The 9,660-nt window shown below is 41.2% G+C and carries 7 protein-coding genes and 1 riboswitch; all 7 genes read right to left on the bottom strand.

Annotated features, from left to right (window positions below; all coding sequences use genetic code 11):
- The coding region (locus P2W72_RS03180) for a methylenetetrahydrofolate reductase (RefSeq protein ID WP_276359437.1) at positions 1–441 on the bottom strand (441 nt) is incomplete at its 3' end.
- Between the two features lie 65 nt (positions 442–506).
- Positions 507–893: a four helix bundle protein gene (locus P2W72_RS03175; RefSeq protein WP_276359436.1), complete on the bottom strand. Its 387-nt coding sequence runs from the start codon at positions 891–893 to the stop codon at positions 507–509.
- A gap of 21 nt (positions 894–914) precedes the next feature.
- A complete protein-coding gene (gene metH / locus P2W72_RS03170) occupies positions 915–4,586 on the bottom strand; it encodes a methionine synthase (RefSeq protein WP_276359435.1) in 3,672 nt (1,223 codons plus the stop codon).
- Positions 4,587–4,727: 141 nt separating this feature from the next.
- A riboswitch (SAM riboswitch) is annotated at positions 4,728–4,829 on the bottom strand.
- Positions 4,830–5,084: 255 nt separating this feature from the next.
- Positions 5,085–5,825: a Bax inhibitor-1/YccA family protein gene (locus P2W72_RS03165; RefSeq protein WP_276359434.1), complete on the bottom strand. Its 741-nt coding sequence runs from the start codon at positions 5,823–5,825 to the stop codon at positions 5,085–5,087.
- Between the two features lie 94 nt (positions 5,826–5,919).
- Positions 5,920–6,486 (bottom strand): hypothetical protein, encoded by a 567-nt coding sequence (locus tag P2W72_RS03160; protein ID WP_276359433.1) that lies wholly within the window; start codon positions 6,484–6,486, stop codon positions 5,920–5,922.
- A gap of 2 nt (positions 6,487–6,488) precedes the next feature.
- Positions 6,489–7,301 carry an N-acetylmuramic acid 6-phosphate etherase gene (gene murQ, locus P2W72_RS03155; protein ID WP_276359432.1) on the bottom strand — a complete coding sequence of 271 codons (813 nt, stop codon included), beginning with the start codon at positions 7,299–7,301 and terminating at the stop codon, positions 6,489–6,491.
- Positions 7,302–7,419: 118 nt separating this feature from the next.
- Positions 7,420–9,627 carry a TonB-dependent receptor gene (locus tag P2W72_RS03150; RefSeq protein WP_276359431.1) on the bottom strand — a complete coding sequence of 736 codons (2,208 nt, stop codon included), beginning with the start codon at positions 9,625–9,627 and terminating at the stop codon, positions 7,420–7,422.
- Positions 9,628–9,660: the final 33 nt, after the last annotated feature.

Below are 9,660 nucleotides of genomic sequence, written 5' to 3'. Positions count from 1 at the left end.
TTCTGTTGCATAGGCATGACCACCGGGAGTAGGAATGAATCCTGAATCTGCATGACGGGCATCACCTCTCAATACCAGTACATTGTCAATTCCAAGAAACTGAAGATCAATTAAGGCATTTTCGGTTTCTTCTTTCGTAAAACCACCGCAGATCAGATGCGGAACTGCATCAACTTTATATCTGTTCATGATGGATGCGCAGATAGCTACTGTACCGGGGCGTTTGCGATAAGATACTTTTTCAAGTAAGCCACTGTCGTGTTGTTTGTAGATATAGTCCTCACGGTGATAAGTTACATCAATAAAGGGAGGCTTGAATTCCATGAGAGGGTCAATGGCATCGTATATACCCTGAATACTTTGCCCTTTTACCGGTGGCAGCAATTCGAATGAGAACAGTGTTCTGCCCTTTGCGTTTTTTATGTGATCAGTGATTTTCATGTTTCTTTAGTAGTTAGTTGATTAGTAGTTAGTTTGTTTGTTAGAGATGAACTACTAAATGACAACTAGTTCTTTTTATTAAGATCCTTTTTTTCGGTATTGTATCTAATGAAGCCATTTAACAATTTTCCTAAATTTTCTATTTTATTTAGGCACACTATTAGCTGATCTTCTGTAATATATGATAAGTCCTTTGAAATATATGGTTGTGTTTCTAATTCATACAATGAACCTCTGGCAATCGAAAGAAATTGAATAGTTTCTTTTTTATGTTGTCGTCCACAACCTTCTGCAATGTTTGACGGCACAGAAACTACGCATCTTCTTATTTGTGAGACTATCCCAAATTGTTCAGATTGAGGAAAAGAAGAAGTTAACTCATACGTAAATGCAGCCAGTGATCTTGAATGTTTCCAAACATCCAATTCAGTATATTTTTGATAAGTACTCATTACTTTCTAATCACTAACCAACTAATAAGCCAAATTCGGGCTCAGCCAACGTTCTGTTTCTTCAACTGTCATTCCTTTACGCACTGCATAATCTTCAATCTGATCTTTCTGAATCTTGCCTAATCCGAAATAGCGTGCCTGCGGATGTGCGAAATAAAATCCGCTTACCGCTGCGGTTGGATACATCGCGAAACTTTCTGTCAGATAAATTCCTGTTGATTTTTCGGCATCCAGTATCTCAAATAAAGTTGCTTTTTCAGTATGGTCAGGGCAGGCAGGGTAACCCGGTGCCGGACGAATACCTCTGTATTTTTCTTTGATCAGTTCTTCATTACTTAAGGCTTCATCATGAGAATATGCCCAGTATTTTTTTCTTACCAGCTCATGCATACGCTCAGCGAAAGCTTCTGCAAGGCGGTCGGCAAGTGCTTTAACCATGATACTGTTGTAATCGTCAAAACCTTTTTCATATTCTGCAACCAGTTCATCACAGCCAATACCTGTTGTTACAGCAAATCCACCCCAGTAATCAGCAATTCCCGATTCTTTAGGTGCTATGAAATCTGATAAAGCATAATAAGGTTCTCCAGCCGCTTTTTCAGCCTGCTGGCGAAGTGTGTGAATGGTTTTATAAACCTGAGTTCTGCTTTCATCAGTGTAGAGTTCAATGTCATCGCCAACTGAGTTTGCAGGCCAGAAACCAATCACTCCATTTGCTCTCAGTGATTTTTCTTTAATGATTTTATCCAGCAGTGCTCTAGCATCATCGTACAATTTTTTAGCCTCTGTACCTACAAATTCATCCTCAAAAATACGGGGATAACTACCTCTTAACTCCCAGGTATGGAAGAAAGGTGTCCAGTCGATATAAGGAACAAGTTCTTCCAATGAAAAATCAGCAAAGGTTTTTGTTCCCAGAAAGGCCGGTTTGGGAGCAACAGAGCCATTAAGATCGATTACAAATTTGCCTGCTCTTGCTTCCTCAATGCTTTTAAAGCGTTTGTCGGATTTTTTGTTTAAATGAGCCTCTCTCGCTTTGGTGTATTCATTGCGGATAGTTGTAATATACTCTTCTCTGTTATCATCACTCATCAGTGTACTGCAAACAGTTACACTTCTTGAGGCATCCAGAACATGTACTGCCGGCCCTGAATAGTTCGGAGCTACTTTAACTGCGGCATGAATACGTGAAGTTGTTGCTCCTCCGATAATAAGGGGAATAGTAAATCCTTCACGTTCCATCTCCTTTGCAAAATGAACCATTTCATCCAATGAAGGAGTGATCAATCCGCTGAGGCCGATAATATCTACATTCTCGGCTTTTGCGGTCTCAATGATCTTTTGTGCCGGAACCATTACTCCAAGGTCGATCACCTCGAAATTGTTGCAGGCCAGAACCACACCTACAATGTTCTTACCGATATCGTGAACATCGCCTTTTACGGTTGCAAGTAATATCTTGCCTGCATTTTTACGCTGATTACTATCGGCATTATCCAGTTTTTCCTGTTCAATGAAAGGAAGCAGGTAGGCAACAGCTTTTTTCATTACCCTCGCAGATTTTACTACCTGTGGGAGGAACATTTTGCCCTGTCCGAACAAATCTCCCACGATACCCATACCATCCATCAGCGGGCCTTCGATTACCTCCAGAGGTTTTGCATATTTCTGACGGGCTTCTTCCACATCATCATCCAGATAATCAATAATGCCTTTTACCAGAGAATGGGAAAGTCTGGATTCCACACTTTCTTTTCGCCATTCCTCATCCTTAACAATAACTTTTCCTTTGGTTTTAATGGTATCCGCAAATTCAACAAGGCGTTCGGTGGCATCCTGGCGGCGATTCAGTAATACATCTTCAACCAGTTCAAGCAGGTCTTTAGGGATTTCTTCGTAAACTTCAAGCATGCCTGCATTTACAATCCCCATGTCCAGTCCGGCTTTAATAGCGTGATAAAGAAATGCAGAATGCATAGCCTCACGCACAGTATTATTACCCCTGAAAGAGAATGAAATATTACTTACTCCTCCGCTTACCTTGGCAAGCGGCAGATTTTGTTTGATCCATCGGGCAGCCTCTATAAAATCTACGGCATAATTATTATGCTCCTCCAGACCGGTTGCCACGGTCAGGATGTTAGGGTCAAAAATGATGTCCTGAGGAGGGAAGTGAACCTCATTAACCAGAATATCATATGAGCGTTTACAAATCTCGATTCTTCTTTCCAGTGAATCTGCCTGTCCGTTCTCGTCAAAAGCCATTACTACAACTGCAGCACCATATTGTCTGATTTTTGCAGCATACTTTTTAAACGGCTCTTCTCCTTCTTTAAGTGAGATGGAGTTGACGATACCCTTGCCCTGAAGGCATTTTAATCCGGTTTCAATCACACTCCATTTTGAGGAGTCGACCATGATGGGCAGTTTGGCAATATCAGGTTCTGAAGCGATCAGGTTTAAGAATTTAACCATAGCTGCTTCAGAATCAAGCATTCCTTCATCCATGTTCACATCAATGATCTGTGCACCACCTTCTACCTGCTGACGGGCAACAGAAAGGGCTTCTTCAAAATTACCGTTCAGAATAAGTTTTGAGAATTTGGGAGATCCGGTGATATTGGTACGTTCACCAATATTTACAAAATTGGTTTCCGGGGTCAGGGTTACAGGCTCCAGTCCGCTGAGACGCAAGTACGGTTCAGGCACCGGCGGAACTCTTGGCGGAAACTTTGCAGCTTTTTCAGCAATACATTTGATATGCTCAGGAGTTGTCCCGCAACATCCACCCACCACATTCACAAAGCCGCTTTGCATGAAATCTTCTACCAGATGGGCGGTTTCATGAGGCAGTTCATCATAAGCTCCGAATTCATTCGGGAGTCCGGCATTAGGATAGGCAGATATATAGCAACCGGCTTTTTGAGAAAGTTCTTCAATATGCGGACGCATGTCTTTTGCACCTAAAGCACAGTTTAATCCTATACTTAAAAGATCTGCGTGATTGAGCGAATTCAGGAAAGCTTCCACGGTTTGGCCGGATAAAGTTCTTCCGCTGGCATCAGTGATGGTTCCTGAGATCATGATTTCGATCTTGCGGCCGATCTCATTCTCATAGTTTTTAGCTGCAAAAAGTGCCGCTTTAGTAATGAGCGTATCAGTAATGGTTTCGAACAGAAGTAAATCTGCGCCTCCATCTACCAGACCTTTAACCTGCTCGTAATATGCATCAACCAATTCATCAAATGTAACTGCGCGGAAGCCCGGGTCGTTTACATCAGGCGACATGGAAGCCATCTTTGTGGTTGGGCCAAGGGCACCGGCAACAAAACGAGGTTTAGAAGGGTTTTTTGTAGTGTATTCTGCAGCAATCTCTTTGGCAATGCGTGCACCTTCATAGCTCATCTCATAGGAAAGATCTTCCATCTGATAATCAGCCATGGAAATTCGCTGGGTACTGAAAGTATTGGTCTCGATGATATCGGCTCCTGCGTCGAGATACTCGGCGTGAATAGCTTTGATAATATCCGGCCGGGTAATATTCAGCAGGTCATTATTGCCTCTTACATCACATGGGTGATCTTTGAATCGTTCTCCTCTGAAATCAGCTTCAGTAAGCTGATAGCGCTGGATCATGGTGCCCATAGCACCATCAATAACAAGTATTCGTTTTTTAAGTTCTTCTCTTATCATTGAGTATAGCGTAATGCGTATAGTATATTGAGATTAAATCTCAGTAAAGTAAGGTTATATCAATTCTGTACTGCATACACAATACTCAAATCTCATTACTTAAACTGGCTTATCTTCGAAAAGTCGGGTATTATTGACCTTTACTTATCTGTTCCCGCACATGCGGGATAGAATGTAGCACCTTGTCAGCACAGGTTGCTAAGACTTCGCAGGGTCTAATCCCTCCGTCTTTCTTAATAAGCAGTGCAAAGGTGCAAGATAATCAGGTGAAAAGCAAATGTAAATCTGTTAACAGTTGTCTGTTGTCAGTTAGCTGAATGGAATAGGTGATAAAGCGTAAGGAGCAAGAGCGACTTATTTAGTAGTTAGTATGTTAGACTGAAGTCTGCTAAATTTCAAATCATCTGCTTTTACTCTGATCAATTGACCGGAGGGTAAAAAATAAGAATATACTGTTTCCTATTACCGGCTGTATTTAATCAGACAACTGATACCGAACTATTTATCCCTTCCACCGAACAATCTGAGCAGCATCAGGAAAAGATTGATGAAATCGAGGTAAAGTGTTAAAGCGCCCATGATAACCATTTTAGGAGCAGAGGCATCGCCATATTCGATTCCTTCTCCGATACGTTTTAGCCTTTGCATATCATAGGCAGTTAAACCAACAAAAATGGCAACTCCAATGAAGCTGATAATATAATCCAGCTGACTGCTTCCAAGGAAGAAGTTAACAATACTGGCAATGATAATTCCGAATAATCCCATGGTTAGGATAGAACCAAATTTTGTCAGATCCTGTCCGGTGGTATACCCTGCTATAGCCATTACTGCAAAAAGTAAAGAGGCAGAAATGAAACAGCCAATAACTGATGCAGACGAATATACAAGCAAAATATAGCTTAGGCTGATACCTGTTGCAGCTGAATAGAGTACAAAAATTAATGCCAGGGCAGGAAATGAAAGACGATTCATTCCGAACGACATCACCAGAACAAAGGCAAGCGGTGCAAACATGGCTATGGTACCTAAAGTTGTTCTGCTGCCATTAATCGGATCGATCAAAAGGCCCAGTAAGGCTGCATCACTTGAAAAGAAGTAGGCGCAGCCGGCTGATAATCCAAGGGCAATGAACATCCACAAAAATACATTAGGTAAAAAGTTTGCTGAGGTAATTGCACCTTCACGCTGAACGATTGGTTCCTGATTGAATTGGTATGCAGTATCTTTTTCTGACATGATAATTAATTTTTCCGAATTTAATAAAAAGGATTTGTTCGGATGTTATGTAAAAGTACGGGTTTGATTTAGCTTTTACCTTTCTGCTTTTATCTTAATTTAATCTTTTGCTTAATTCCGTTTCAACTTGTTTGAATAATTGCACTGGTTTAAGATTTCGCCAGGCCATATCATCAAGATTACCTCCGAAATTTATATAATAGTCAATATTGTTTCTTCTGAATTCACTGATTACATGTTCTCTGAAGTTTATCCCGGCTATCCAGCCATCTTCAATGTCCTGAAACCATTCTTCATAATAGCAGTCGTCTGATGAATGAAAGTTTAAAACATTCTCACCGATCAGAATGAATTTATTAATCCCCTCTATGACCATCAGATCCAGAATTTCACGTTTCAGGTTCATGATATCATTGCCGATCGCATCATTCCATTCGCCGATAAATTCAATGATTGTATAAGCCCTTTCATAGTCAACAAATAATACTTTGAGATAAAGGGTCTGAGAACCAAAAAAGTCCCATTGGGGATGGATCAGGTAATTGTATATCTGCTTATCGAATTCAAATTCGCTGTACTTAGTTTCATAAAACGGCGAAAGCTGATCCTCAGAAGCGACATAATCATCTCTCCAACGATAATATGGTTCTATTTCATGCATCTTTACTCTCCCTGTGGGGCATTGTCTACAGCCTTGCGTACACTGCCGTACTGGTCAAGGAGCTGCTGGGCTCTGCCTGCATCCAGTCCGGTTGCCTGCATAACCATATTTACAGCCCTTCCAACAAGTTTAATGTTTGTTAACTGCATATCCACCATTTTATTGCCTTTTACCCGGCCAAGTTTAACCATTGTTGAGGTACTGATCATATTTAAAACCAGCTTTTGAGCAGTTCCTGATTTCATTCTTGTAGAGCCTGTTACGAATTCAGGACCAACAACTACTTCAATCGGGTGCTTTGCTTCTGCTGCCACCGGACTTCCGGCATTACAAACGATGCAAGCCGTTTCCAATCCATTTTCATTAGCCGTTTTCAGTCCCCCGATAACATAAGGTGTGGTTCCGGATGCAGCAATTCCAACCAAAACATCTTTATCTGAAATGTTAAATGTCTGCAGGTCTTTCCAGGCCTGTTCGCTGTTATCTTCGGCATTTTCTACCGCTCTTCTGATTGCTGTATCACCCCCGGCAATAATTCCTACTACCATGTCAAATGGTACGCCATAGGTTGGCGGGCATTCTGATGCATCGAGTATTCCGAGACGTCCGCTTGTGCCGGCTCCGATATAAAATAAGCGTCCGCCCTTACTCATTTTGTCAACGATTACATTCACAACCTTTTCAATTGCAGGAATAGCTTTCTCAACGGCAAGAGGTACAGTTTTGTCTTCATTATTTATGCCATGAAGCAATTCTGCAACCGACATCTTATCCAGATTTGTATAATTTGAATCCTGTTCAGTAGTTCTTTTCATTTTTATCTTTTACAATCACAAAAATCGGAATATTATTTTTTAGCTGTTCAATTATTTTGCAATAAAAAACCCGCCCTGAATTTTCAGGACGGGCTTAATTTAAGTTGCTCTTGATTTCTTAAAGAAATATTTCAAATCCGGCTGTAATTAACCTTGGTAGCCCCACTCTGATTCCTTCAGGTCTTCTGCTGCTGATATATCTTTGGTCTGTCAGGTTTTTTACCGACAGGTTCAGGCTTGCGTTGGTTTTAGGAATACGGTAATAAGCATTTGCATCAATGATGTATCTGCTGCTGATTTTTCCGGTCCTTCCGTTTGCAGATGCCGCTTCGCTGTTGATCTCATCTGTAAACTGCGAGCCAATATAATTCCCTGAAACCCTGAACCCAAAGCCATTCTGCAAGTTAATGCCTGCCGCATTCCAGACCATCAGATTGGCTGAGTAAGGCAGTTTGTTTTCTTTCACATTTACAATAGTGCCATTTACTGAAATGAAACGGTCATTGTTGTATTCAGAGCTCTGAACGGTAATGCTGCTTTCAAAAGTATAGGAGTTCTTCAGTCCTGACATTTTTCCGAAATCAATCTGAAAACCTGCTTCAATACCTTTGTGCAGGGTCTGTCCGCCATTAACAACACCACTTGCATTTGAATTTCCGGAAGAATTGGAAACAGGGATAATCTGGTTCTTGAAGTCGAGGACAAAGCCGGTTAATTCGGCATTGAAATAATCTTTTAACTTAATTCTGGCACCCAGTTCATAATTGGTGCTCAGTTCAGCATCCAGATTGTATGGTACACCAGTTGCTGTAATTGCATCTTTAATTCTTGGGGGTGCAAATCCTTTATGTACTCCGGCAAACAGATTGATCTGATCGTTGGCAGAGTAATTGATACCTGCACCCGGAATCAAAGCCATGGTATTGTCTTTTGCCAAAATACTGGTGTCCCTGATTACATTGACACCATTGATGCGGTATCTTCCGCGAAGTATTTCCCTTTCGTAATCAAAATTCTCAAGTCTCAATCCGGCATTTACTGAAAGTTTCTTATTCAGGTCGAACCTGTTTTGAGCATAGGCACTGAATGCATAGCCGGTTCGTACTTCTTTATCTCTTAATGTTCCTTCTGCCGTATTTGCATTGCTGCCTGCGATAAATTGCTCATCGGCCTTTTCATATAAATATCTTGCGCCGGTTTCAAGTACGTTTTTAATATTGAACAAATTGTGTTTAACACTCAATCTGGGTTCTACGCCGGCAACCTCAAACTGTCTGTTACGATTACCGGTTGAATTCAGCATATAAACAGCCCCATTACTTACAGTCGGATCTCCCCAAAATACACCGGTCTGGTTAGCTGCAGTTGAGCTGAATGAGAAATCCTGTCTTTGCCAGTCTCTGGTAGTTGTATATGCAAATGCAGTTGTTTTTAAACTGATATTATCATTGAACTCAAACTGGTGTGTAGCACTTGCAGAAAGACGTTTTATTGGAAGATTATCATAGGGCGACATGCGAACAAAATCCTGGTTGCCCTTGTTATACATGGTTTGTGTTAAGCCAATATAGGTTGAGTTTGATTGCTCATCATAGTATCCAAGTTTAAGCCCGATATTTGATTTTGAATTTAATTCGAATCTGATTTTGGCCGAAAGGTCATTCAGTTTAAAATGTGTCGGACCCAGATTATCTGCTCTTTTATGTAAGTAGGAAATCAAAAATCCGGTTTTGCCGATGGTATTGCCATAGGTTCCAAAGCCTGAGAAAAATCCTCCTTTTGCTCCTGAAATTTTGATCCTGGTGATTTCCTGAGACGGAGGATCAGCAGTGAAGAAATTAACTATTCCTCCAATAGTCTGCGGACCGTAAAGAATCTGTCCGCTGCCTTTCAGAATCTCGACTCCCGACATCTTGTCGATCGGGGGCGAGAAGTACATTTCAGGCTCTCCGTAAGGGCCTAAAGCAATTGGCACACCGTCTTCAAGCATCAGAACATTACGGCTTCTGTCAGGATCAAGTCCGCGGATACTGATATTCAGTCGTAATCCGGCACCCTCTTCATCAACCACATTTACTCCGGTAACCTTGCGCAAAACTTCGTTGGCTGTAAGTGGAGCAGTTAATCTGATCTCACGGGAATTCAGCACAGTTGCTGATCCCGGTACTTTACTGATGAGTCCGTCACGTTTTCCAATGATTACGATTTGCGGCATTTCAATGATTGTGCTGTCGGCAAGTCTCAGCCTTTGATCAGCTTTTTTTATCTGAGCAGAGGCATTCTGCATAAGTATGAGGGTAAGGGATAAGACGAAAATTTGCTTCATGTTATTTAGACTAAATTTAAATTGCGTGCAATA

Source organism: Daejeonella sp. H1SJ63 (assembly GCF_029360775.1).
Classification (GTDB): Bacteria; Bacteroidota; Bacteroidia; order Sphingobacteriales; family Sphingobacteriaceae; genus Daejeonella.
This window is presented reverse-complemented; position numbering and strand designations above follow the sequence as displayed.